General features: G+C 68.8%; 24 protein-coding genes. 4 read left to right on the top strand and 20 right to left on the bottom strand.

The features are described from left to right. Positions 1-69 precede the first annotated feature (69 nt). The 14 genes from panC to dacB form a co-directional block, all read right to left on the bottom strand. A complete protein-coding gene (gene panC / locus ABH915_RS02020; protein WP_370117239.1) occupies positions 70-972 on the bottom strand; it encodes a pantoate--beta-alanine ligase in 903 nt (300 codons plus the stop codon). A 1-nt stretch (position 973) separates the two neighbouring features. Then, positions 974-1,894, bottom strand: a complete 921-nt coding sequence (locus ABH915_RS02015) for a Rossmann-like and DUF2520 domain-containing protein (protein WP_370117236.1) — start codon at positions 1,892-1,894, stop codon at positions 974-976. Continuing rightward, complete coding sequence (locus tag ABH915_RS02010; RefSeq protein WP_370117233.1) at positions 1,887-3,500, bottom strand: PH domain-containing protein; 1,614 nt, start codon at positions 3,498-3,500, stop codon at positions 1,887-1,889. The genes ABH915_RS02015 and ABH915_RS02010 overlap by 8 nt, the downstream gene beginning before the upstream one ends. 18 nt (positions 3,501-3,518) lie before the next feature. After that, the gene (locus ABH915_RS02005) at positions 3,519-4,031 is read right to left on the bottom strand and encodes a PH domain-containing protein (RefSeq protein WP_370117231.1); all 513 of its coding nucleotides are present in this window, start codon (positions 4,029-4,031) and stop codon (positions 3,519-3,521) included. Further along, positions 4,012-4,539 (bottom strand): DUF3180 domain-containing protein, encoded by a 528-nt coding sequence (locus ABH915_RS02000; protein WP_018774933.1) that lies wholly within the window; start codon positions 4,537-4,539, stop codon positions 4,012-4,014. The genes ABH915_RS02005 and ABH915_RS02000 overlap by 20 nt, the downstream gene beginning before the upstream one ends. Next, positions 4,536-5,105 (bottom strand): 2-amino-4-hydroxy-6-hydroxymethyldihydropteridine diphosphokinase, encoded by a 570-nt coding sequence (gene folK / locus ABH915_RS01995; RefSeq protein WP_370117228.1) that lies wholly within the window; start codon positions 5,103-5,105, stop codon positions 4,536-4,538. The genes ABH915_RS02000 and folK overlap by 4 nt, the downstream gene beginning before the upstream one ends. Further along, positions 5,102-5,461, bottom strand: coding sequence for a dihydroneopterin aldolase (gene folB, locus ABH915_RS01990; protein ID WP_370117226.1), 360 nt, complete (start codon positions 5,459-5,461; stop codon positions 5,102-5,104). Before folB ends, folK begins: the two co-directional genes overlap by 4 nt. Positions 5,462-5,474: 13 nt before the next feature. After that, complete coding sequence (gene folP, locus ABH915_RS01985) at positions 5,475-6,425, bottom strand: dihydropteroate synthase (protein WP_370117223.1); 951 nt, start codon at positions 6,423-6,425, stop codon at positions 5,475-5,477. Positions 6,426-6,436: 11 nt separating this feature from the next. Next, the gene (folE, locus tag ABH915_RS01980; protein ID WP_026266692.1) at positions 6,437-7,081 is read right to left on the bottom strand and encodes a GTP cyclohydrolase I FolE; all 645 of its coding nucleotides are present in this window, start codon (positions 7,079-7,081) and stop codon (positions 6,437-6,439) included. A 9-nt stretch (positions 7,082-7,090) separates the two neighbouring features. Further along, positions 7,091-9,157 (bottom strand): ATP-dependent zinc metalloprotease FtsH, encoded by a 2,067-nt coding sequence (ftsH, locus tag ABH915_RS01975; RefSeq protein ID WP_370117219.1) that lies wholly within the window; start codon positions 9,155-9,157, stop codon positions 7,091-7,093. A gap of 196 nt (positions 9,158-9,353) precedes the next feature. Further along, positions 9,354-9,905, bottom strand: a complete 552-nt coding sequence (gene hpt, locus ABH915_RS01970; protein ID WP_018774939.1) for a hypoxanthine phosphoribosyltransferase — start codon at positions 9,903-9,905, stop codon at positions 9,354-9,356. A 30-nt stretch (positions 9,906-9,935) separates the two neighbouring features. After that, a complete protein-coding gene (tilS, locus tag ABH915_RS01965) occupies positions 9,936-10,970 on the bottom strand; it encodes a tRNA lysidine(34) synthetase TilS (protein ID WP_370124915.1) in 1,035 nt (344 codons plus the stop codon). 98 nt (positions 10,971-11,068) lie between these two features. Next, positions 11,069-12,220, bottom strand: a complete 1,152-nt coding sequence (locus ABH915_RS01960; protein ID WP_370117215.1) for a zinc-dependent metalloprotease — start codon at positions 12,218-12,220, stop codon at positions 11,069-11,071. Between the two features lie 133 nt (positions 12,221-12,353). Continuing rightward, the gene (gene dacB, locus ABH915_RS01955) at positions 12,354-13,847 is read right to left on the bottom strand and encodes a D-alanyl-D-alanine carboxypeptidase/D-alanyl-D-alanine-endopeptidase (protein ID WP_370117212.1); all 1,494 of its coding nucleotides are present in this window, start codon (positions 13,845-13,847) and stop codon (positions 12,354-12,356) included. Positions 13,848-13,989: 142 nt separating this feature from the next. Between dacB and ABH915_RS01950 the strand changes: the two genes are divergently transcribed. Both ABH915_RS01950 and ABH915_RS01945 read left to right on the top strand, forming a co-directional pair. Continuing rightward, positions 13,990-14,481 (top strand): inorganic diphosphatase, encoded by a 492-nt coding sequence (locus ABH915_RS01950; protein ID WP_018774943.1) that lies wholly within the window; start codon positions 13,990-13,992, stop codon positions 14,479-14,481. A 115-nt stretch (positions 14,482-14,596) separates the two neighbouring features. Then, positions 14,597-15,349 carry a DUF429 domain-containing protein gene (locus ABH915_RS01945; RefSeq protein WP_370124914.1) on the top strand — a complete coding sequence of 251 codons (753 nt, stop codon included), beginning with the start codon at positions 14,597-14,599 and terminating at the stop codon, positions 15,347-15,349. Between the two features lie 16 nt (positions 15,350-15,365). On the opposite strand, the gene ABH915_RS01940 is transcribed toward ABH915_RS01945, so the two are convergent. Beyond that, a complete protein-coding gene (locus tag ABH915_RS01940; protein WP_370124913.1) occupies positions 15,366-17,774 on the bottom strand; it encodes a phosphoketolase in 2,409 nt (802 codons plus the stop codon). Between the two features lie 190 nt (positions 17,775-17,964). On the opposite strand from ABH915_RS01940, the gene ABH915_RS01935 reads away from it, so the two are divergent. Continuing rightward, positions 17,965-18,564, top strand: a complete 600-nt coding sequence (locus tag ABH915_RS01935) for a MarR family transcriptional regulator (protein ID WP_018774945.1) — start codon at positions 17,965-17,967, stop codon at positions 18,562-18,564. Positions 18,565-18,614: 50 nt separating this feature from the next. On the opposite strand, the gene ABH915_RS01930 is transcribed toward ABH915_RS01935, so the two are convergent. Both ABH915_RS01930 and serS read right to left on the bottom strand, forming a co-directional pair. After that, positions 18,615-19,535: an HAD family hydrolase gene (locus tag ABH915_RS01930; protein ID WP_370117207.1), complete on the bottom strand. Its 921-nt coding sequence runs from the start codon at positions 19,533-19,535 to the stop codon at positions 18,615-18,617. Positions 19,536-19,681: 146 nt separating this feature from the next. Then, complete coding sequence (gene serS / locus ABH915_RS01925) at positions 19,682-20,962, bottom strand: serine--tRNA ligase (protein ID WP_370117204.1); 1,281 nt, start codon at positions 20,960-20,962, stop codon at positions 19,682-19,684. A 78-nt stretch (positions 20,963-21,040) separates the two neighbouring features. Here serS and ABH915_RS01920 point away from each other — a divergent pair, with 78 nt between their 5' ends. Continuing rightward, positions 21,041-22,105 carry a diacylglycerol kinase family protein gene (locus ABH915_RS01920; protein ID WP_370117202.1) on the top strand — a complete coding sequence of 355 codons (1,065 nt, stop codon included), beginning with the start codon at positions 21,041-21,043 and terminating at the stop codon, positions 22,103-22,105. A gap of 39 nt (positions 22,106-22,144) precedes the next feature. Here the strand turns inward: ABH915_RS01920 and ABH915_RS01915 are convergent, their stop codons facing one another. The 3 genes from ABH915_RS01915 to ABH915_RS01905 all read right to left on the bottom strand — a co-directional run bounded on the left by ABH915_RS01915 (position 22,145) and on the right by ABH915_RS01905 (position 23,814). Then, entirely contained in the window at positions 22,145-22,366 is a 222-nt protein-coding gene (locus ABH915_RS01915) for a hypothetical protein (protein WP_018774949.1), read from the bottom strand. Between the two features lie 93 nt (positions 22,367-22,459). Continuing rightward, positions 22,460-23,443 carry a prephenate dehydratase gene (gene pheA, locus ABH915_RS01910; protein ID WP_370117200.1) on the bottom strand — a complete coding sequence of 328 codons (984 nt, stop codon included), beginning with the start codon at positions 23,441-23,443 and terminating at the stop codon, positions 22,460-22,462. A 44-nt stretch (positions 23,444-23,487) separates the two neighbouring features. Further along, positions 23,488-23,814, bottom strand: coding sequence for a rhodanese-like domain-containing protein (locus tag ABH915_RS01905; RefSeq protein ID WP_370117197.1), 327 nt, complete (start codon positions 23,812-23,814; stop codon positions 23,488-23,490). Positions 23,815-24,021: the final 207 nt, after the last annotated feature.

Here is a 24,021-nt window from a genome sequence, read left to right as displayed (position 1 = left end):
CAGTTACAGCCCATCGGAGGTCGCGACATGGGCGGTAAGTGACCCCGCGTTGTTTCTGGGGGTGTGGGGTTAGGAGTTCAGGGGCGCGTTGTCGATGAGGCGGACGGGGCCCACCGTGGCGGCGATGATCGCCAGCCCCTCGCCGCGGAACGGGGTGTCCCGGCAGTTCTCCGCGAGGGGCTCGAGGGTGCGCGGATCCACCACCTCGAAATAGTCCAGCTCCACGAGCGGCTGGGACCGGACAAGGGCCTGCGCGGATTCGACGTCCAGCGGCTCATGGGCGTTGGCGCGCTCCTCGATGAGCCGCAGCGCGCGGGAGAGCACCAGGGCCGCCTCGCGCTGGTCATCGGAGAGGAAGCGGTTGCGGCTGGAGAGCGCCAGGCCGTCGGCCGAGCGCACAATGGGCACCGGCACGATCTCCACGGGGAAATTCAGGTCCGCCACCATGCGCTGGACCAGGGCCAGCTGCTGCGCGTCCTTCTGGCCGAAGTAGGCGCGGTACGCGGGCTGGCCGCCACCGGGCAGGCCGGCACCAGGGATGCCGTAGTGGAGCAGTTTCGCGACGACGGTCAGCGCCCCGTCGAAATGCCCGGGCCGGGACGCGCCTTCCCATTTTTCCCCTAGGGGTCCCGCCGTGATCCGCACGAGGGGTGCCCCGCCGGGGTAGACCTCCTCGACACCAGGTGCGAACACCAGGTCCACCCCTTCGGCGTCGAGCAGCGCGAGGTCGGCATCGAGCGTGCGCGGGTAGCGTTCCAGATCCGCGGCCTCGCCAAACTGCAGCGGGTTGACGAAAATCGTGGCCGCCACGACGTCGTTCTGGGCGACGGCCGTCCGGGCCAGCTGGGCATGTCCCTCGTGCAGGGCGCCCATGGTGGGCACGAGGCCCTGGGACGTGCCGCCTTTCTGCGCCAGCAGCCGGGCGCTGGCGGCGCGGAGCTGGGCCGCCGTGGTGACGAGTTGGATTGCCATGTCAGGGTCCTTCCGGGGCGGGCGTCCCGTTCTGGCCGGGCCCGCCGAGCGCCTGTTCGATGCCGTCGAGTTGTTCCGGCTTCAGGAGCCCGCGGCTTCCTGCCCGGCGGGCTGTCGCCCGGGCCATGGCCAGGTACGCCTCAAGAATATCGCCGGCCGCGCCGCCGTCGTACTCGCGGAGGGCGCCGGCGTGCGCGGCCACCGTGCCGGCGTCGCCGCGGGCCACGGGCCCGGTCAGGGCGGTTTCGCCGGAGGCGAGGGCGTTCTCGAGGGTGGCGCGCAGCAGCGGGCCCAGCATCCGGTCCGGGGCGTCGACGCCGACGTCGCGGAGCAGCTGGGAGGCCTGCGCCACGAGCGTGACCATATGGTTCGAACCGTGCGCGAGGGCCGCGTGGTACAGGACGCGGTCCGCCTCGGCGATCGCAACGGGCTCGGCGCCCATTTCGACGACGAGTGCCTGGGCGATCGGCAGCATCGCGGCGTCGGCCGTGACGCCAAAGGTGCAGTCCAGGAGCCTGGTGAGGTCCAGGCTCATGCCCGTGAACGTCATGGCCGGGTGCAGCGCGAGCGGCACGGCGCCGGCGGCGCGGACCGGGTGCAGGATCCCGACGCCGAAGCGCCCGGAGGTGTGCGCCACGAGCTGGCCGGGCTGCCAGGCGCCGAGCTTGGCCAGTCCGTTCACCAGCGGACCCAGGGCATCGTCCGGGACGGCAAGCAGGACCAGTTCGGCGCGCTCCACGATGTCCTGCACGTCCAGGATCGGGACGCCGGGCAGGAGCGTTTCGACGCGTTCTTTGCTGGCGTCCGAAACGGCGGACGCCCCGATGACGGCGTGCTCGGCTCCGCGCAGCGCCGCCCCCAGGACGGCACCGACCTTCCCTGCGCCAATGATTCCGACGCCAAGGCGTCCTGGTTTAGCCATGATGCGGGCCTTCCTGGGGGTCTGCTGCGGGTGGTGCGGCCGGCCGGGCCGCCGGCTCCAGCCAGTGTTCGCTCTTCTGGTGCTTGCGCGCGGCGCGGGCACGGGCGGACTGGGCATCGAACAGGGCCCGGGCTTCGTCGAGGCCGGCCTGGATGAGCCGCGGGGCCACCGGACCCGCCGTGGTGTGCAGGACCAGGTCCGCCACCCGGAACCGCCGGGCGAGCGGACCCTGCTCGAGCGCCATGGACTGGGTGCGCTGGTGCGGCACCACCACGAAGTTCCGCCACCAGCGGCCCGACCTCAGGAGCAGGGCGGTCTCCGTTGCCGTGAAACCGTTGCGCCGCCAGCCCAGCGGCGCCAGGAACCGGGCCCGGCGCGGGCTGGTGACGAAGCCGCCGTCGGCGTCCTGGCCGGCTGCGCTGCCCGGGGTCCCGGCGGGGTCCGCGAGGCCGGTGATCCCGGCGGTGAACAGCCCTCCCGGATCCTCGGTTCCGGGATCCGGGAGCACCAGGGCGAGGATTTCCATGACGTCGGCGAGGGATCCCACCGGAAGCAGCGTGGTCCGGGCCGACCCTTCGCCGGCGCTGCTGGCCAGGCCGTAGCCGGCCACGTTGACCTGGATCCGGTACCAGCCGAACACCCGCCACAGCGGCGGCTGGCTGACCTTCAGCGCCTGGATCCTGCCCGGCGGCACGGTCTGCGCCTGCGTGTCCAGCAGGCCGTAGCGCAGCCGGATGCCGTCCGGGGAAACAGCGGCCGTGAAGTTGTAGCCCTTGTTGAACGAGGACCAGTAGGAGGCGAGGAGCCCGATCGCGGCAGGGATCAGGAAGACGGTAAAGTTCCGGTTTTCCGTGACGGCGGAGAGCATCACCGAGGCAATGCCGCCAGCCAGGATCACAACGCTTTGTTCGCTCAGGAGCAGCGAGCCCAGCAGGCGCGGCGGCGGCACGGTCAGCACGGCCTGTTCGGGGGCTTCCACGGCGGCGGACGCCGGCTCTCCGGACGCTAGCTCTCCGGGCTCCGGGTGTCCCGGCTCAGGCGCCGGCGTCCCGGCGGCGGCACCGGAGGCGCGGGCCAGGATTGTGGCGCGGAGCTGCCGGGCCTCGTCCGCGCGCAGGTACGCCAGGCGCACCGCGGACTGGCCGGCGTCGGCCACTTCGAACCGCAGTTCAGCCAGCCCGAAGATCCGTGCCAGCAGGGGCTGCACGACGTCGATCGCCTGCACCCGGTCCAGCCTGGCCTGCCGCTGCTGCTTGAACAGGAAACCGGTGTTGACGCGCACGTAGCCGCCGGCCACCTGGTAGCGGGTGAAGTACCAGCTCAGGACGTAGCCGAGAACGGTCAGCAGCAGCAGGGTGCCGCCGCCGAGCAGCAGCCACGGCGCCCGTCCGGCCAACCGCTCGTCAAAGACCGGGCCGCCCTGCAGGAACCGTTCGAAACTGTCGCGTCCAAAGAAGAACAGCAGTGCAGCCAGCGCCACCCAGCCGCGGACAAAGGGCGACGCGGGGTGCACGCGCAGCCAGCCGGCGTCGGCGTTTGTCCCGATGCCGGGTCCGACGGCGGTTCCGTCGGCGGCGTGTCCGGCATCCTCCGGTGTCAGCGCCATCCCGTCACGGCCTTCCCGTCACAGCCCGGCCAGCCGGGCTTCGCCGCGGGCGGACAGTTGTTCGCGGAGCCGGGCGCCTTCGCTCCCGGGCAGGCCGGGAATCTCGGCGCTGGTCGCGGCGGCTGCGGTGTGCAGCTTCAGAGTGCACAGGCCCAGCTGACGTTCGACCGGGCCCACCGCAATATCCACATACTGCATCCGCCCGTAAGGAACCACGAGCGTGCGCTGAAAGAAGATGCCCCGCCGGATCAGGAGGTCGTCCTCACGCTCGGCGTAGCCGATCGAGCGCACCTGCCGGGGAATCAGCACGAGCCGCCACAGGGCAAGAACCAGCGCGACGGCGGGCAGGGCGACGGCCAGCCAGACCGGCGGCCAGGTCCACGCCCCGGTCAGCACCAGGACCAGGGGCAGCGAGAGCAGGGCCACCGTGATCAGGGTTCCCAGCGCCCATCCCGCGAGGCGCACCGTGACGTACTTCGGTGACACCCTGAGCCAGTCGATGCCTGGAGGATCAATCGCTTCGGTACGCATATTCGCCTTCTGCCGAGGGCTTGCTGCGCTTTCCCTGCACGCCGGGGCGGGAATCGGCGTCGCCGTCCTCGGGCGGAATCCGGCAGAACCGTTCGACGACGAGCCCGACAACCACCATGATCAGCGCGCCGCCGGCCATGGCCAGGGCCTGCCAGGTGATGTCCTGGTTGCTGCGCAGGTTCCATAGCCGCAGTTGCTCCACCACGATTCCCGCGTGCCAGCCCAAAAGGACCGCCCCGGTGTAGGCGCAGGCCTGGGCGAGGACCAGGGTCCAGGCCGCCAGGATGGGGTTGAGGATTTTCTTCTTCTTTTTGCCGTTGCGCCACCGGAGCACGCGGATGCCCAGCACCAGCGTGAGGGCCACGATCACACCCATGGTCACCAGCCCCGTCAGGGGCAGCACCGGGGTGGCCAGTCCGTAGCGGCCGGAGAGCATGGTGGCGAACCAGCCGGCCACGGCCAGGACCACGCAAATGGCCAGCAGGAGCAGGGGGCTGGTCAGCTTCACGGCCGCTCCGCCGCACCGGGCACGCCGGTGGTCTCCGTGGCTGTGACATCCGCCGCAGCCTGGTCCTGGAAGCCGTCAAAGGTGGCGAGGTCGGCGAAGTCGGCCGCTTTCGCCGCGAGGTCGCCCACGCGTTCGCCGTTGAGTTCCGCCGCGGGATCGATCTGCGACCACGGATAGAGCACGAACGCCCGTTCCGCGGCCCGGGGGTGCGGCAGGGTGAGCTCGGGGTCGGAGCTTGCCACGTCCCCGTACGTGATGATGTCCACGTCCAGGGTCCGCGGCCCCCACCGGACCTCGCGCACGCGCAAATGCTTCTGCTCCACCTCGTGGCAGTGCTCCAGCAGTTCGCGTGGCGGCAGCGACGTCTCGACGGCGATCACCATGTTCAGGAAGTCAGGTTGGCCCGGCGGGCCACCGACGGCCTTAGTCTGGACGATCGGCGAGATGGCCAGCAGGCGCACCTCCGGCGGGTCGACGAGGTCTGCGACGGCGGCGGACAGGGTGTCGCTGCGCTCCCCCAGGTTGCTGCCGAGCGCGATCACGGCACGGGTGTAGAGCGGGCTCACGTCCGCCTCCGGTGCACGCTGACGGCGACGTCGCCGAAGTCGACTTCGATCGGGGCCTTGGGCTTGTGCACGGTGACGTCCACGGCGGCGACGGGGAATTTCTGCAGGACGTCCTCGGCGATCCGCACCGCGAGGGCCTCGATCAGGTTCAGCGGCTCACCCGTGATCCAGTCCCGGATGCAGTTGGCCACCTCGCCGTAATGCGCGGTGTCCAGGACGTCGTCCGAAGCCGCCGCCTTGCTGAAGTCCAGGTGCAGCACCGCGTCAACGACGAACGGCTGCCCGTCGCGGCGCTCGAAATCGAACACACCGTGATGGCCGACGGCGGTGACGCCGCTCAGCGTGATCTGATCCATGGTGCCGGCCGGTTCAGTTGGTGCCGGCGGCGGCGGAACCGGCCGCTGCCGCGGGCGTCGGGGGTGCCATGCGGGCGGCGACCTTGACGGCGTCCAGGCTCGCGCCGACGTCGTGCACGCGCACAGCCCAGGCGCCGCGGAAGGCGCTGATGGCGGTTATGGCGGCGGTGGCGGCGTCGCGTTCAACCGGCTGGGCGGCCTTGCCGGCCACGGTCAGGAGGCTGCCGAGGAAGCGTTTGCGCGAGCCGGCGACGAGGACCTTGTGGCCCATGGCCTGCAGGACATCCAGGTGCTGCAGGAGCTCCCAGTTCTGGCCGTCGTTCTTGGCGAAGCCCAGTCCCGGGTCCACAATGATCTGCTCCGGCGCGACCCCGGCGACGTACAGCTTGTCGCGGACGCCGGCGAGCTCCGTCACGACTTCCCGTGCAACGTCACGGTAGTCCGTCAGGGAGTTCATGGTGCTGGCGTCGCCGCGGCGGTGCGTCAGGATGTACGGGACCTTGGTGCGGGCGGCCAGTTCGGCCATTTCCGGTTCCATGCTCAGGCCCGAGACGTCGTTGATGATCGCGGCGCCGGCCTTCAGGGCCGCGGCAGCCGTCACGGCGTGGGTGGTGTCGATGCTGACCAGGGCGCCGGCCTTGGCCAGGGCCTCGATGACCGGCAGGACCCGGCGCTGTTCCTCGTCAGCGCCGACTGCCGTGGCACCCGGGCGGGTGGATTCGCCGCCGACATCGATGATGTCCGCCCCGGCGTAGAACATCCGCAGCCCTGCCGCGATGGCCGTGTCTTGCGTCGCGTGCGCTCCGCCGTCGCTGAAGGAATCAGGGGTGACATTGAGGATTCCCATCACCAGTGTCCGGTCCGTGGGCAGGTCCTGGAACTTCGCCGCCGGGCGCGGTTTGCGCAGGATGGGCAGGGGCGAGGTGGCCGGGCCGGTCCCCGGGGCTGCAGCTAGGGAGTCCATAGTCTGTGTTCTTACCTTCCGAGTATGAGGCTCATGGCTTCGGCACGGGTGGCCGGGTCATGGAGTTGCCCGCGCACTGCGCTGGTGACGGTCTTGGCGCCGGGCTTGCGGATTCCCCGCATGGACATGCACAGGTGTTCGCATTCGACGACGACGATCGCGCCGCGCGGATTGAGGTGCGTGACGAGGGCCTCGACGATCTGGGTGGTCAGGCGTTCCTGGACCTGCGGGCGCTTGGCGAACATGTCCACCACGCGCGCCAGCTTGCTCAGGCCTGTGACCTTGCCGTCGTGGGACGGGATGTAGCCCACATGCGCCACCCCGTGGAACGGCACCAGGTGGTGCTCGCAGGTGGAATAGAACGGGATGTCCTTGACCAGCACGAGTTCCTCGTGCTCGAGGTCGAAGGTGGTGGCCAGGATCTCGGCGGGGTCGTGGTGCAGGCCGGCAAACATTTCCACGTACGCCTTGGCCACCCGCTTCGGGGTGTCCACGAGACCGCCGCGGTCCGGGTCCTCCCCGATCGCCAGCAGGATTTCCCGCACGGCGGCTTCAATCCTGGGGCGGTCCACTTTGGACTTTGAATGCGGGGCTTCCCCGCCCCCCGCCGAAGCAGCAGCGGGGGCGGGAACGTCGTCGTCGAAGTTAGAAGTCACAGAAGAAGCCTAGCCGGGATGACCATCAGTCCCGATATCCGTTGCACCGCCCTGGAAGGACTCCTGCCCGCCGACGCCCTGGGCATGCGGGGGCTGGGCGTCCAGGGGCTCCTCGAGCCGGGCCTGGGTGGCTTCCTCCTGCGCTTCACGCTCCGCCTTTTCGCGGCGCGACTCCACCGGGCCGGCGGACTGGAGCGTGCGGGTCTCCTTGGAGAGCCAGACGTCGCGGAAGTCGCGCTTGCGGATGTTGGTGAAAACCTGCGCGATTTCGGCCTGGTTTAGTGTTTCGCGCTCGAGCAGTTCCAGCGCGAGCTCGTCCAGGACGTCCCGGTTCTCGGTCAGGATGGCGTAGGCCTCATCGTGCGCGCCGTCGATCAGGCGGCGTACTTCCTCGTCGACGATGTAGGCGATCTGGTCCGAGTAGTTGCGCTCGTGCCCGGCATCGCGGCCAAGGAACGGCTCGCCGCCGCCCTGTCCGAGGCGGACGGAGCCGACCCTCTCGCTCATGCCGAACTCGGTGACCATCTTCCGGGCGATTCCGGTGGCCTTCTCGATGTCGTTGGACGCACCCGTGGACGGATCGTGGAAGACGAGTTCCTCGGCGACGCGGCCGCCCATGGCGTAGGCCATCTGGTCCAGCAGCTCGTTGCGGGTGACGGAGTATTTGTCGTTCTCCGGGACCACCATGGTGTAGCCCAGGGCACGGCCGCGGGGCAGGATGGTGATCTTGGTGACCGGGGCGGAGTTCCGCAGGGCAGCCGCAACCAGGGCGTGGCCGCCCTCGTGGTATGCGGTGACTTTGCGTTCGTGTTCCTTCATCACCCGGCTGCGCTTCTGCGGGCCGGCCATGACGCGGTCGATTGCCTCGTCGAGGGCGCGGTCATCGATCAGGTTCGCGTTGGAACGGGCCGTCAGCAGGGCGGCCTCGTTCAAAACGTTGGCCAGGTCCGCGCCCGTGTAGCCGGGGGTCTTCTTGGCCACAGCCTTGAGGTCGACGCCGGCGGCCATCGGTTTGCCCTTGGCGTGCACCTGCAGGATCTGGTCGCGGCCGATCAGGTCGGGGGCTTCCACCGAGATTTGCCGGTCGAAACGGCCCGGGCGCAGCAGTGCGGGGTCCAGGACGTCGGGGCGGTTGGTGGCGGCAATCAGGATGACGTTGGTCTTGACGTCGAAGCCGTCCATTTCCACCAGCAGCTGGTTCAGGGTCTGCTCGCGCTCGTCGTTGCCGCCGCCGATTCCGGCGCCGCGGTGCCGGCCGACGGCGTCGATCTCATCGACGAAAATGATCGCCGGCGCGTTGGACTTGGCCTGCTCGAAGAGGTCGCGGACACGGGAGGCGCCCACGCCGACGAACATTTCCACGAAGTCGGAGCCTGAGATGGAGAAGAAGGGAACGCCGGCCTCGCCGGCTACCGCGCGGGCCAGGAGAGTCTTACCGGTGCCCGGAGGGCCGTAGAGCAGCACGCCCTTGGGAATCTTGGCGCCGACGGCCTGGAACTTGGCCGGTTCCTGCAGGAATTCCTTGATCTCCTCGAGTTCCTCGACGGCCTCATCGGCGCCGGCGACATCGCTGAAGGTCACCTGGGGCATGTCCTTGTTGACCAGCTTGGCCTTGGATTTGCCGAACTGCATCACCTTGGACCCGCCGCCCTGCATCCGGGAGAGCAGGAACCAGAACAGGACGCCGAGCAGCAGCACGGGCACCAGCAGGGAGAAGAGCCCGGAGAACCAGTTGTTTTCGATCGGCTGGTCGGTGAAGCCGCCGGACGGTTTGGAGTCCGTGACCGCCTTGACGACGTCCTGGGCGCGGGCGTTGACGAAGTAGAACTGGACGTTCTTGCCCTTGTCCTGCCCGTCGACCTGGAGGTTGTCCTTCAGGACCAGGTCCACCCGGTTCTCGGCGTCGAAAATCTTGGCCTGTTCAACCTTGCCGCCGGCTGTCAGCAGCTCAAGGCCCTTGTCGGTGTCGATCCGGCTGGCGCCGCCCGGCGCAAGCGTGGCAAATGCCAGCAGCAGCATGGCCACCACGACGACAATCCAGATGCCGGGGCCCTTGAAGAAACTCTTAGCTTTCATCTGTTCGGGGCTGGCCCCGTCCCTCCTGGTAGTGCTGCACGGCGACCGATCTGCGCGCGTGTGGTGCTGCGTCAGGTTCTAGCTATACACCGTCGCACTATCCCACGCACGGCAAAGGGCAAAAGTTCCCTGTGGGCGTAGCGGGGCCGGGCCTCCGGCCGCCCGGGGCCCGGACGGGGTGCCCCGCGTGCACGACTTACTCGTAGACGTGCGGGGCCAGGGTGCCGACGAAGTCCAGGTTGCGGTACTTTTCGGCGTAGTCCAGGCCATAGCCCACCACGAACTCGTTGGGGATGTCATAGCCGACGTACTTGACGTCGATCTTGACCTTGGCGGCCGTCGGCTTGCGGAAGGCGGTGCAGATTTCCACCGACGCCGTGCCGCGGGATTCCAGGTTCGTCTTGAGCCAGGACAGCGTGAGGCCGGAATCGATGATGTCCTCGACGATCAGGACGTCTTTGCCCATGAGGTCGGTGTCGAGGTCCTTCAGGATGCGGACCACGCCTGAGGACTGCGTGCCCGAGCCGTACGAGGAGACGGCCATCCAGTCCATGGAGACGTGGGTGTGCAGTGCACGGGCCAGATCTGCCATGACCATGACGGCGCCCTTGAGCACGCCGACGATCAGGAGGTCGCGGCCCTCGTAGTCCTTGTCGATCTGCGCCGCGAGTTCGGTGATCCGTTGCTGGATCTGTTCCTTGGTGTAGAGAACGTGTTTGAGGTCTGCCTGGACGTCGTTTGAATCCACCAATGGCTCCTGTGTAGATGCGGGGTGCGACTAATTTCGGGGCGGCTGTTGAGGCCGGAATACAAGCTTCCCACAGCGGGCGGCTTCGCGGGGAACACCGGCGGCCGACGGCTCCGCCGCAAGGAGCTGCGCGAGCGAGAGCCGGTAGACGCTGACCGCGCCGGGAAGCTCCACCGGACCGGCCGATCCCTGCCGGCGCAGCAGTGCTTCCGCCGCGAGCAGGCGCTGGTAGCTGGGCTGCTGACCGCCCACGGCGGCGGCGGCCTTGGCGATCACCCGGAACCTCACGGCCGGGGCAAGATCCCGCAGTTCGGCCTCCGGAAGGCTGATCTCCTCCCCGGTCTGCTGGCGCAGCCGCTCGAACGTGTCGTTCGCCACGTCCTCCAGGTAATCGGCGTCGAGCTGCAGGATCGCGGCCGTGCGGGCGAGCGATTCGGCAACGCCGGGGCCAAGCTTGTCCTCCAGCAGGGGCAGCACCTCAACCCGGGTCCGGGAGCGCGCGTACACGGGATCGGTGTTGGACGGGTCGTGCCAGGGCTCCAGGTCCTCCACCCGGCAGATCTCCAGGGTGTCCGCACGCCGCAGGCCCAGGAACGGGCGCAGCAGCCGGCCGCGGGCCGGCCGCATCCCGGCGAGGGACCGGGTACCCGACCCCCGCGCCAGGCCCAGGAGTACCTGTTCGGCCTGGTCATCGAGGGTGTGGCCGAGCAGGATCGCGGTTGCGCCTGCCTCGTCCGCGGCGGCCTCGAGGGCCGCATGGCGGGCGTCCCGGGCAGCAGCCTCGGGGCCTGCGCCGCTGGAGGCAACGTCGACAGTCCTGATCGTCACCGGGGAGAGCCCGAGCTCTTCGAGGGTCCGGGCCGTGGTGGCGGCGACCCCGGCCGAGCCCGGCTGAAGCTGGTGGTCCACGACGACGGCGCCGACAGAGACAGGATGGCCGTCCACGTGACCCCGGCGCCCGAAATAGGCGGCGACGGCGGCGAGAGCCAGCGAGTCCGGCCCGCCGCTGCAGGCGACCAGGACGCGGTCCGGGTAGCCGGCCGCGGCAAGGGCGTCCTGCAGCATTTTTCGCGCCGTGCCGACCACCGGCGCGAGGCGGCCGGGCCGGCGTCGTCCGCTGGAAATCGAGGTCGAACCGGCGCCGTCGGGGGCAGTCATGGCGGCTAGAGGCCCATCCGGTCGAGCCAGAGCTTGGAGTCGTGGATCTCGGGTTCGCTGGGGAGATGATCCGCGGACTCCCAGACCTTGTTGAAGCCTCCCATGCCGGCGGCGGCCACCACTTCCCGGACGAACTTGGCGCCGTCGCTGTACTGGCGCATCTTGGCGTCGAGGCCGAGCAGGTTGCGGATGAATTTCTCGATCATGCCGCGGTCCTGGCCGCGGTCGTTGAAACGCTGCCGGATGGTCTTCACGGAGGGGACGATGCTGGCGTCCACGGCGTCCATGACCACGTTGGCGTGGCCCTCGAGCAGGCTCATGAGGGCAGTCAGGCGGGACAGGGCCGCCTTTTCGTCCGGGTTCTGGAGCAGGTCCAGGATGGCGCCTCGTCCGGGTGCGGTGCCGGGAGCCGCGCGGTCCTTCAGCGATTTCGCGGCCGCCGAGGCCCGTTCCATCAGGGAATCGACGTTGCCCAGCAACAGTCCGCTGAGGTTTTCGATCTCTTGGAGCATGTGGTGCCGCAGCCACGGTGCGGCCGCAAACTGCACCCGGTGGGTCTGTTCGTGGAGGCAGACCCAGAGCCGGAAGTCCGCGGGTTCGACTTTCAGTTCGCGTTCCACGGAGATGATGTTCGGCGCGACGAGCAGCAGCCGCCCGGAAGCGGGGGCCGTGGAGTTTTCGGCCAGCGCGGAGAAGGGATCGTACTGGCCCAGGACCTTGCTCGAAAGGAAGGCCAGGATGGCGCCGAGCTGGCTGCCGGTGATGGCTGCGCTGACCCCGGCAGCCCCGGGGCTGAGGGATCCGCGGCCCTCCAGCAGCTTTCCCATGGCGGGCTTGAGCATGACGGCGAAGCTCTGCGTGTTGGCCTTGGCCCATGAGGCCCGGTCCACCACAAGGACCTCGGAGTCGCGCAGGTCCCGTGCGGCGTCCAGGCCGGTGATGTGGTGGACGTGCGGCACGGCCATGTCCGCCATGAGCCGCAGATTTTCGACGGCGGCGCCGATCTCGGCTGCGCCCAGGACGGGACCTGCCGGCGTCAGCCGCGCTGCCGTGGACGCGGCGAGCTCCCAGTTGATGAGGTCTGGGGCCTGGGCCGATGCCCCGCTCGGCGTCTTGGGTGATGTCTCGCTTGATGTCTGGCTTGCAGAGGACTCCATGGGGTCCATCAGATCACAGGGGCCCGACAATCCGCCTTAATTTTCGCTGACCGGCGAACCGGCCGGGGCTCGCCGGCCGGGGCCGGTCCCGGCCGCGGGTTCCCGGCTGCGCGTTCCTGGCCGGCCGCCGACGTCAGCGGCAGCCGCAGCCGGCGAGGACGGCGGCGGAGCGGTCCAGTGCGGCCTTGTTCGCGGCGCCGGGGGTCAGCCCGTTGCCGACGAAGGAAAAGACCAGGAGCCGGCCGTCGGCGTCGACCACGTAACCGCTGAGCGCAATGACCGTGTTCAGCGTGCCCGTCTTGGCGCGGACCAGCCCGGCGCCCGCGGCAGAGGCCGCATCCGTGTAGCGGTCCCCCAGGGTGCCGGTGAGCCCGGCGACCGGGAACCCGGTGAGGGCGGCGCGCAGCCGGGGGTCTGTGCCCGAGGTCATGGCCCGGACCACGTCCGTCAGTTGCCGGGCCGAGACCCGGTTGGCCAGGGCCAGGCCGGAGACGTCCGCGGCCCGGAGGGAGTCAGTGGGAATGCCCATGTCCTGGACCTGCGCCAGCACGGCGGCAATGGCGTCGTCGCTGCTGCCGGGCAGGCCGGCGCCGAGGGCGGTCATCCGCCCCATCACCTCGGCGAGGTAGTTGTCCGAGGTCTGCAGCATGAAGTCCACCTGCTGCCCCACCGTGGCGGACTGGACCTCGGCCAGGACTTTGGCGTCCCGGCCCTCCGGCGCGCCCCCGGGCTGGACCCGGGCGATGCCGGGGGCCACGGACAGTCCCTCGGCCGCCGCGGCCGCCGTGAGCCGGGCGGCGAACACCTCGGCGGCGGTCATGGCGGCGTCCTGCGGGCGGGGTCCGGTGGTCTTGGCGGGATCGAACCTGGCGGAGTTCAGCGCCAGCGGGTACAGCGGGGCCATCTCTCCGGCGGCGACGTCCTCTGGGCTCCACGCCTTGCTGAGCGGGGGGCCGCTGAAGAGGGAGTCATCCAGCAGGACGTTCACCGTGCCGGTGACGCCGCCGGCCTTGAGGGCATCGATAGTGGCCTTCGCGAGCGTGGTCAGCCCGGCGCGGCCCAGAACGGCCCCGGGGGCCGATTCCCCGGCGCCCAGGAGGACGTCGCCCCCGCCGCTCAGGATCACCGAGCCGGGCGTGGACCCTGCCAGCACACGGGTGCTGAAGCGGCGGTCCGGCCCCAGGACGCGCAGGGCCGCGCCGGCTGTGAGGAGCTTCATGTTCGACGCCGGAACGCGGGCCTCGTCGGCAGCCCGGTCGAAGAGGACCTGCCCCGTGGCGGCGTCCTGGACGATGCCGGTAAAGGTGCCGGCGCCGTCGGGTTTAAGGGTCTTGTCCAGCTGCGCGGCGAGGGCGGCGCCGGCCGGAACCGGCGCGGAAGCGCTGAGGGGCACGACTCCTCCCGAACTATTGCCGGGAGGGCTCAGCGTGGCGGGGATCTGCTGCCAGGGCGGTGCTGCTTGCGCGGCGCCGGAGCGCTGGTCCGGGCCGAGGAATGCCGGGGCGATGGCGATGCCGGCCGGCAGTGCCACTGCCGCCACGAGGAGGGTCTGGAGCAGCAGTGCGGGCATCCCGCGAAGCCTGCCGGGCGCCGGCTGGGTGCCCTCGCGGCTGGTTCTCGGTTTCATGCTGCTGCTGGTCCTTAGTCCTGAAATGTCCCCACTAGTTCCTGAAACCAGCGCCTCTCGCTATATCCTCAATAGTAGTCGGCGGCACCGACAGCCCTTTTGCACGTGCCGCGCACCCCCTGAATTCGTCAAGGAGCATTCCATGAAGCATGACGTGACCATCGAGATCCCCAAGGGATCGCGCGTCAAGTACGAAGTCGACCACGAGACCGGCCGCGTCCGCCTGGACCGCGTCCTGTTCACGTCGATGCAGTACCCCACCCACTACGGCTTCTTCGAGAACACCCTGGGTGAGGATGGAGATCCGCTGGACGCGCTGGTGCTCCTGCAGGACTTCGATCTCTACCCGGGCGTGATCGTCGAGTCCCGCCCGATCGGCGTGTTCAACATGACCGACGACGGCGGCGGCGACGCCAAGGTCCTGTGCGTCCCGACCGATGCCCGGTTCGACCACATCAAAGAGATCAGCGATGTCAGCGAGTTCCTGATCAAGGAAATCGAGCACTTCTTCACCCGCTACAAGGACCTGGAGCCGGGCAAGTGGGTCAAGGCCGAGGGCTGGGGCGACCGCGCCGCCGCCGAAGCCGAACTGGCAGCTTCCATCAAGCGTTACGTTCCGGCAGCCGGCCACTGACCGTTCCAGCACTCCAGCGCGGGGTCACGTACCGCCCATCCGGGGGTCCGGAACGGGCGGTAGGTGACCCCGCGTTTTTTCATTTGGCGTTTGTTCGATTGGCGGGAACCCGGTGATTAGGACTCTCGGCGTCGACCTCGCTGCCGCCGCGAAGAAGACGGCGGTGGCCGTCATTGAATGGGACGACGGCGCGGCACACCTGGCTCATCTGTCTTTGGACGTGGGCGACGAGGAGATCCTCCGCCTCTTCGGCACCAGCGCAATGACGGGGATCGACTCCCCCTTGGGCTGGCCGGACGCGTTTCTTCCCTTCATCGCCGGGCACCTGAACTTCGACCCCCACCCGGTGCTCGACCATGACGGGATCGCGGGCCGCCGGCTGCTGGCCTACCGGGACACCGATCGTTTCGTCACCGGTCACACCGGCCTGATCCCGCTCAGCGTCTCCGCGGACCGGCTGGCCCACCCGGCGATGCGGTGCGCGGTGATCCAGGCGAAGATCGCCCGGGAGTACGGGCCGCAGGCCAGGGACGGCAGCGGCCGGCTTGCCGAGGTGTACCCGGCGGCTTCGCTGAAGCTCTGGGGGATCCATGCCCGCGGCTACAAGGGACGCGGGGCGCCGGAGGCGGAAAGGCTGTCCTCGGCCGTGGCGGATCTGGCCGTCAAGGCGCCGTGGCTGGACCTGGCCGGGTACCGGGCCGACCTTGCGGCGTCCGATGACATGTTCGATGCCCTCATCGCCTCCCTGTCCGCGCGGGCCGTCGCCGTCGGCCGGACGCTGCACCCCGGGCCCGGGTACGCCGCGGCGGCCCTGACCGAAGGCTGGATCCACCTGCCCCGGGGCGGGCTGCACGAGCTCCCGGGCTAGCCCCGGCGGTCGCTGCTCACATCCGCAGCGACCAGCTGCTGATCTCAGCCGGGTCCTCGCCGTGCTCCCGGGTGTGGTCGCGGGCCCGCATGCGGCTGTCCTGCAGGGACTGGCGCAGCAGCGAGCGCCTCCCGGACAGTCCGGGGACCCGGTCGATCGCGTCAATTGCCAGCTGGAACCGGTCGATTCCGTTCAGCATGGCCATGTCGAACGGGGTCGTAGTGGTGCCTTCCTCCTTGTGGCCGCGCACATGCAGGCCCTCCCGGTTGGTGCGCCGGTAGGTGAGCCGGTGGATCAGCGCAGGGTAGCCGTGATAGGCGAAGATCACCGGTTTGTCCGCCGTGAAGATGCCGTCGAAGTCCCGGGCCGTCAGCCCGTGCGGGTGCTCGCTGGCGTCCTGGAGCCGCATGAGGTCGACGACGTTGACCACCCGCACTTTCAGCCCGGGCGCCCCCTGCTTCAGGAGCTCGGCCGCGGCGACGGTTTCAACCGTCGGGACGTCGCCGGCGCAGGCCAGGACGACGTCGGGCTCCTCACCGGCGACTTCGGAGCCGGCGAACTCCCAGATGCCCAGGCCCCGGCGGCAATGGTGCGAGGCCGCGTCGCGCCCGAGCCAGGTTGGCGAGGGCTGCTTGCCGCTGACCACGATGTTGACGTAGTCGCGGGAGGCCAGGCAATGCTCCATCACGGCCAGCAGCGTGTTGGCATCCGGGGGCAGGTAGACCCGGATGATTTCGGCCTTCTTGTTCACGGCGTGGTCGATGAAGCCGGGGTCCTGGTGCGAAAAGCCGTTGTGGTCCTGCTGCCACACGTGGGAGGACAAGAGGTAGTTCAGTGAGGCCACGGGCTGGCGCCACGGCAGCTGCCGGTGGACTTTGAGCCATTTGGCGTGCTGGTTGAACATCGAATCGATGATGTGGATGAACGCCTCGTAGCAGTTGAACACCCCGTGCCGGCCCGTCAGCAGATATCCCTCCAGCCAGCCCTGGCAGAGGTGTTCGCTGAGGACTTCCATCACCCGCCCGGCACGGGCAATATGCTCATCCAGCGCATCAATCCTGTACTGCCAGACCTTGTCGGTGGCCTCGTAGACGTCCTGCAGCCGGTTCGATGCCGTCTCATCGGGGCCGAAGACCCGGAAGGTCTCGGGGTTCAGCGCTATGACGTCGCGCAGCCAGGGGCCGAGCGTCGCCATGGGGCTGATCCTTTCGATGCCGGGTTCGGCGACGTCGACGGCGTGCCGGCGGTAGTCCGGCAGGTTGAGCGGGCGCAGTAGGATCCCGCCGTTGGCATGGGGGGTGGCGCTCATCCGCAGTGCACCGGCCGGCGCGTTCCTGGCCGTCTCCGGCCTCAGGCGTCCGCGGTCGTCGAAGAGTTCCGCCGGCCGGTAGGACTCGAGCCACTGCTGCAGCTGGCTCAGGTGCCCAGGGTTGGTGCGGACTTCGTTCAGCGGGACCTGGTGGCTGCGCCAGGTGCCCTCCACCTGCTTCCCGTCCACCGTCTTGGGCCCGGTCCAGCCCTTGGGCGAACGCAGCACGATCATCGGCCACTGCGCAGCACCGTCCTGCGCAGTGCCGCTTCGGTGGCGCTGCTGGATGGTCCGGATCCCGGCCAGGCAGGCGTCGAGTGCGGCCGCGAAATCCCGGTGTGCCGCGGCGGTGTCGACCGGATCGGCCACAGTGACGAAGTGCGGGGCGTGCCCGTAGCCGCGCAGCAGCTGTTCCAGCTGGGCCTCGGGCATGCGGGCCAAAATCGTGGGGTTGGCGATCTTGTAGCCGTTCAGGTGCAGGATGGGCAGCACGGCGCCGTCGGCGGCCGGGTTCAGGAAGTTGTGCGAATGCCAGCTGGCAGCCAGCGGCCCGGTCTCGGCTTCGCCGTCGCCGATGACGACGGCTGTGATCAGGTCCGGGTTGTCGAAGACTGACCCATACGCGTGTGCCAGCGAGTAGCCAAGCTCGCCGCCTTCGCTGATCGATCCGGGGGTCTCCGGGGCGGCGTGGCTTGGAATGCCGCCAGGGTAGGAGAACTGCCGGAACAGCTCGGACAGGCCGGCTTCGTCGTCACCAACGTGGCCGTAAATTTCCGAATAGGTCCCCTCCAGCCAGGCGTTGGCCACCACCGCGGGGCCGCCATGGCCGGGACCGGCGATGAAGAGCATCTTCTGGCTGTCCCGGCGGATGGCCCGGTTCAGGTGGGCATAGACAAAATTCAGTCCGGGTGTGGTCCCCCAGTGGCCAAGGAGCCTGGACTTCGTGTGTTCCGCGCGGAGGGGTTCGCGCAGCAGCGGATTGGACCGGAGGTAGATTTGCCCCACGGAGACATAGTTCGCCGCCCGCCACCAGCGGTCCACCAGGTCCAAGGCCGCGCTGTCCAGGATCCCTGTGTCCAGGCCCGCATAGTCCAGGTCCGGGCCGTCGGCCGGCATCTGTGTGCGGGTGGTTCCATTCACGTCACTGCGCGTCACATCACTGCTCACTGGGGTCCTCGCATCGTGGGTCCTGCCTCGGCACATTTGGTCCATCGCAACACGTTCGGCGGACGGGGCACAACCCCGGTCCGTCACCGGCCGCCGGCAACTTGCCCCGCAAATGCCAGCAGGTAGTGTGTCATCCAGAATGTTCACGCTGACCATCAATCAAACCGACAGCCGGCGCGACGGCGACCGCGTGCCGCAGCTCCTCAAGGACCTGCGGCACATTCCGGCGCGCCTTGATTTCGACCGTTCTGTCGAGGACGAGGTCCAAGGGATCCTGGACTGTCCGCATCAGGCGGTGGAAGCGGCCATGATCGCCCTGCGCAGCGGCAGCTGGTACGTGGGCATTGGCGTGGGCCCGGTCAATGAACCCCTGCCGAACCAGATCAAGGACGCCTCCGGCCACGGGCTGATCTACGCCCGGCGCGCAGTGGACCGTCTCCGGAACCACAAGGACCGCGTCCGGGTGGCTGTGGAGGGCCCGCTGGCCGATCTTGCCGCGGAGGCGGAAGCCGTCCTGCGCCTCCTTGGCCACATTGTGCACGACCGCAGCCACGCGGAATGGCGGGTACTGGATCTGCTCACCCCGGGAGTGCGGGGTCAGCAGAAGGCAGTCGCAGAGGAACTCGGGATCACCACCCAGGCCGTGAGCAAAGCCGTGGCCCGGTCCCAGTGGAACGAGGAGCACGCGGCCCGGCCCGCTGCGGCGCGGCTCCTGAGCCTCATCCTCGACGTCCGCTAGCCGTCCGGCCCCAGGCCGGAACCGCCCGTCCCTACTGCGTCTTCGAGGCCTTAGAGGAGGCTGCGAAGCACGTGCGCGGCGCCGTCGTCGTAGACCGATTTCGTCACTTCGTCCGCGGCGGCAATCACTTCAACGGGGGCCTGGCCCATGGCCACGCCGCGGCGCGCCCAGGTCAGCATTTCGATGTCGTTGCGGCCGTCGCCGACGGCGACAGTGCGGTGGGTTTCGATGCTGAGCCGGTCGCGGAGCTGTTCCAGCGCGCTGGCCTTCGTGACACCGGCAGCGGCGATGTCCAGCCACGCCGTCCAGCCCACCGAATACGTGACGCCGGCGAGCCCGATGTGGCGGATCGCGGTGTTGAATTCTTCGGGTGTGTTCTCCGAGCTGAAGACCACCACGCGCACGGCGGTTGCCTCCAGCATGGTGTGGAAGTCGACGCCGACCGCTTCGACGCCGAAGCTGGCGTCCTGGAAGCGTTCGGTGGACAGGAAGTTGCCGTCCTCGTCCTCGAGCGCGTACTTGGCCGAGGGCAGCCGCTTGCGCAGGGCGCGAAGGACCGGCCCGGGGTCAAACGTTGCCTTGTGAAGGATTTCGTAGCCCTCGGGCAGGCCGGAGTCGACGCGCAGGATCACACCGCCGTTGGAGCACACAGCGTAGCCGTTCTCGATCCCGATGTGTTCGATGACGGGCAATGTGGCGTTGAGGGAGCGGCCGGTGGCGATCATCACGTGGTGGCCGGCAGCCACGACGGCCTGGGCGGCCTCGCGGACAGGAACCGACATGTGCCCGTCGTGGTCCACGAGGGTGCCATCGACGTCCAGGGCGATCATCATCTTGTCGCCGGCGCCGTTCCGGGAGTTTCCCACCCGGGCCGCGCTGGCCTGGCCCGCCGTGTTCTGGGCTGCCGTGTTCTGGTTAGTGGTGCGCCGGTCATCGTTGCCGGCGACTGAGGATTCAGTCATTGTTGTCATCTCACAAGTAGAGCAGAGAGCCCCGACTGCCGCTAGGACGCACGCCACAGCAAGGCGTGAACTCGCGGTAAACACCCACAGCCTGTCCCCAGTGTGAGTGTTTACCCGGCGGCCGTCGAAGGCCTGGCTGGGGGTTGGGACCTGGGCTAGAGGACGGGGAAGACGGTCATGCCGCCGAGGTACTTCTGCAGGGCGGCCGGGACGTTGACGGAGCCGTCGGGGTTCTGGTGGTGCTCCAGGATGGCCACGATCCAGCGGGTGGTGGCCAGGGTGCCGTTGAGCGTGGCGACTGCCCGCGTGCCCTTGGGCGCGCCGTCCTCATTGACAACCCGTTCCCGGATGTTCAGCCGGCGCGCCTGGAACGTCGTGCAATTCGAAGTCGAGGTCAGCTCCCGGTATGCGCGCTGGGTGGGGACCCAGGCCTCACAGTCAAACTTCCGGGCCGCGGAATTGCCCAGATCGCCGGCGGCGGTGTCAATGACGCGGTACGGAAGCTCGCACTTGGCCAGCATCTCCTCTTCCCACGCCAGCAGGCGGGCGTGCTCGGCGGCAGCGTCCTCAACCGTGGTGTAGATGAACATCTCCACCTTGTTGAACTGGTGGACCCGGATGATGCCCCGGGTGTCCTTGCCGTGCGAGCCCGCCTCGCGCCGGTAGCACGAGCTCTGGCCCGCGTAGCGGATGGGGCCGGCCGAAAGGTCCAGGATCTCGTCGGCGTGGTAGCCGGCGAGGGCCACCTCCGAGGTGCCCACGAGGTACAGGTCGTCTTCGGCGAGACGGTAGATCTCGGCGTCGTGCTTTACGTCAAAGCCGGTGCCCTGCATGGTTTCCGGGCGGACCAGCGTGGGCGTGATCATGGGGACGAACCCGGCGTCGATCGCCTGCTCCATGGCCATCTGGAGCAGCGCCATTTCCAGCCGGGCACCGACGCCGCGCAGGAAGTAGAAGCGTGAACCGGAAACCTTCGCCCCGCGTTCCATGTCGATGGCCCCGATCAGCTCACCGATCTCGAGGTGGTCCTTCGGCTCGAAGTCGGGGAATTCGCGCGGCGTGCCCACCGTCTTGACCACGATGTAGTCGTCCTCGCCGCCTGCCGGGACGCCGTCCTCGATCAGGTTGGGGATGGTCCGGAGGAGTTCGTCCTGGGCGGCCTGGACGAGATCGGCCTCGGCCGATGCCGCTTTGACGGAGGCCGCCAGAGCCTTGACCTCGGCGAGGAGGGCCTGCTTTTCCTCGCCCTTGGCCTGCGCGACCTTCTTGCCGTACGCATTCTGCTCGGCCCGCAGGTTCTCGAACCGGATCAGGGCTGCGCGCCGGGCCGAGTCCCCAGCGATGATCGCGTCCACCGCGGATTCGTCGGCGCCGCGGGCGCGCTGGCTGGCACGGAACTTGTCCGGATTTTCGCTGAGGTCTTTTACGTCGATCACCAGACAAGAGTATCCAATCCGGTCACGGTTGCCCGGCAGGCCTGCCCGCCTGCGCTGGCGGGATACTGTTGGATCACAATGCGCGACTGGCTGCTCTACCTCGTCATCGCTGGGGTCCTGGTCTTTGCCGCCTCCAGCTGGTGGGGGGTGCGCCGGCTGAAGGCCAAGCACACCCGCCGTGCCGTGTGGGAGGAAACCCACAGCCCGGGCCCGGGCCTCCAGAAGGTGGCCGTGGTCCTGAACCCCATCAAGGCCAAGGCCGCCGAGGCCCGGGGCCTGATTGAGGCCGAGTGCGCGGCGGCCGGCTGGCCGGCGCCCCGCGTCTTTGAAACCACCGCAGAGGACCCCGGCTTCTCGCAGGCGCGGGCTGCGGTGGCCTACGGGGCCGACGTCGTCCTGGCCGGCGGCGGCGACGGTACCGTGCGCGTTGTGGCGGAGGTCCTCGCCGGGACGGACACCGCCATGGGCGTCATCCCGCTGGGCACCGCGAACCTCCTGGCCCGCAATGTGCATCTGGAGGTCAACGACCTCCCCGGCAACGTGCAGGCCGCCCTGTTCGGGCACCAGCGGTTCATCGATACGGCACGGCTCACGCTGGAAAATTCACGCACCGGGGAGTCCGCGCAACACACGTTCCTGGTGATTGCGGGCATCGGCATGGACGCCGAGGTGGTCAGCGACACCCTTGACGGCCTGAAGAGGGCAGTGGGCTGGCTGGCCTATACGGAAGCCGGGGCCCGGCACCTCCTGGGGCGCCGCAAGAAGGTCTCCATCGAGCTGGATGGGCAGCCGGAGCAGGCCCGGAAGATCCGCAGCGTCTTGTTCGCGAACTGCGGCCTGATCCCCGGGGGAATCGACTTCATCCCGCAGGCCATGATCGATGACGGGATGCTGGACGTGGTGGTGATGAGCCCGCGCAGTGCGATCGGCTGGCTGGCCATGTACACAAAGATCGTCCTGAAGCACAAGAAGGACCTGCCGGTCATGGCGTATTACCGCTGCGGCAAGATCACCATCCGGTGCCCGGAACCTATGCCCACCCAGGTCGACGGCGATCCGTCCGGCGAGGCCACGCAGGTCACCGTAGAGGTGGACCCGGGCTCCCTGCTGGTCCGGGTCAAGGACGGCACCGTCGGCCGCTAGGCCGGCGGCGGCCGGAGCACGGGCGGGCGGAGCACGCCCCTAGGCGCTGGCGGCCTTCTTCGCCTCTGCCGCCTTCTTCGCCTCTGCTGCAGCTTTGGCGGCCCGGGCTTCGGACTGCTCCCGGATCATTGCCTGCTCCTCTTCGAAGCGCAGGCGGTCCGCGCGGTCGGCGTCATCGCCGTCCCAGTCCTGATTTTCAGCTGTCGGCTTGGGATTGACAATCATTCCCTGGCCGTCATTTTCTGTGCTGGTACCTGACATGACCCGCTCCTCCCGTAGGGGATTTCCCCAATATGGATCAGGCAAGCATACGCACAGTTGGGAGGGCGTGGAATAGCGCCATATGGCATTTGCCTACGCTCTGGGCGAAGCCCCCTGGGTATATTCCGGCACAGCAGATGCGCCGCCCAGTATGTCTTTCACCCACGCATGCGCGGCGCGGAATGCCTGGTCAGAGGTATGCGGCGCAACGCTGGTCCGGTGGCCGTCCGCACGCTGGTAGGACCCGAGGAAACGGGTGGCCGGGCTGATCCGGTGAAGCCCCGCCAGCGCGTCGGCCACCCGGGCGTCGGCCACATGGCCGTCGGCGTCAATGCTGAAGAAATAGTGGCCCAGGTACTGCCCGGTGGGCCGGGATTCGATCCGGCTCAGGTTCACGCCGCGGGTGGCGAACTGGTCCAGGATCTCCATCAGCGCACCCGGCCGGTCTTCGGGCAGCGGCACCACGACAGTGGTCTTGTCCGCACCGGTGGGGGCCGGCAGTACGCCGGGACGGCCCACAAGCACGAACCGGGTGACGGCGCCGGGGTTGTCGCCGATGTTTTCCGCCAGCACCGTCAAACCCGGCTGTTCGGTGGCCACGATCGGGGCGCAAATCGCGGCGTCGTAATGGGCGCCGTCACCGTCCAACAAGCCCATGGCGGCAGCGGCGGTGGAAGAACCAGGGATGTATTCCGCATTGGGAATATTGGCGTCCACCCAGAGCCTGCACTGGGCCCAGGCATGACCGTGGGTGGAGACGCGCCGGATGTCCCCGAGCGCCACGCCGGGCCTTGCCACCAGGACGAAGCTGATGGGCACCAGGGCCTCCCGGAGGATCCTGAGTTCCTGGCCGGTGGCGATGGCGTCGAGGGTGGCTGTGACCCCGCCCTCGACCGAGTTTTCGATCGGCACCATGGCCGCGTCGGCGGAGCCGTCCCGCACCCTGTCCAGCGCCGTGTTCACATTCGAGGACGGGATTCGGATGGCGTCCGCCGCGTCCGGGACCTGCATCAGGGCCGCCTCGGTGAAGGTGCCCTCGGGTCCAAGGAATGTGTAGGTGGGCGTTGGTGCGGGCATCAGTTCTTCCTTGTTCAGTTACAGGGCTCAGTTACAGGACTCAGTTACAGGACGACCGGTTTGAGGCCGTTGTCGGATACCAGCGGCAGGCCGGTCTCGACCCACTGGTCCATGCCGCCGGCCACATTCACGGCGGAATACCCCATGCCCACCAGCCACTGGGTGGCCCGGAAGGAGCGGCCGCCGGTGCGGCAAATGACGTAGACGTCCTCGTCCGGGTCCAGCTCCTCGATCCGGGCCGGCAACTGGTCCATGGGAATGTGCAGGGCCCCCTCGGCGTGGCCCGCAACCCATTCATAGCCCTCGCGGACGTCCACGATCTTGGCACCATCGGGGATGCCAGACACGCTTACGCTCTGGAAGTCGCTCATGTTCACCCTTTCCGCAGAATTCAAGCTCCGATCCCAGCGTATCCCCCGGCGTTGGCAGCGCACCCCCGCTGGCGGCACGTTACGCTTCTGGAGACCGCAAAGGAGACTCATGGCTGCCGAACACCCCGCGGAGCGGCCGGTCCGCGGCCCCCGCCACGGGACATGCCCTCCCCTGGCCGTGAGCGCTGGGCATGATGCCATTGTGTC

The sequence above is a fragment of the Arthrobacter sp. MW3 TE3886 genome, from assembly GCF_041262145.1.
Classification (GTDB): Bacteria; Actinomycetota; Actinomycetes; order Actinomycetales; family Micrococcaceae; genus Arthrobacter.
Note: the sequence above shows the minus strand (reverse complement) of the source record. Positions and strands in the feature narration are given on the sequence as shown.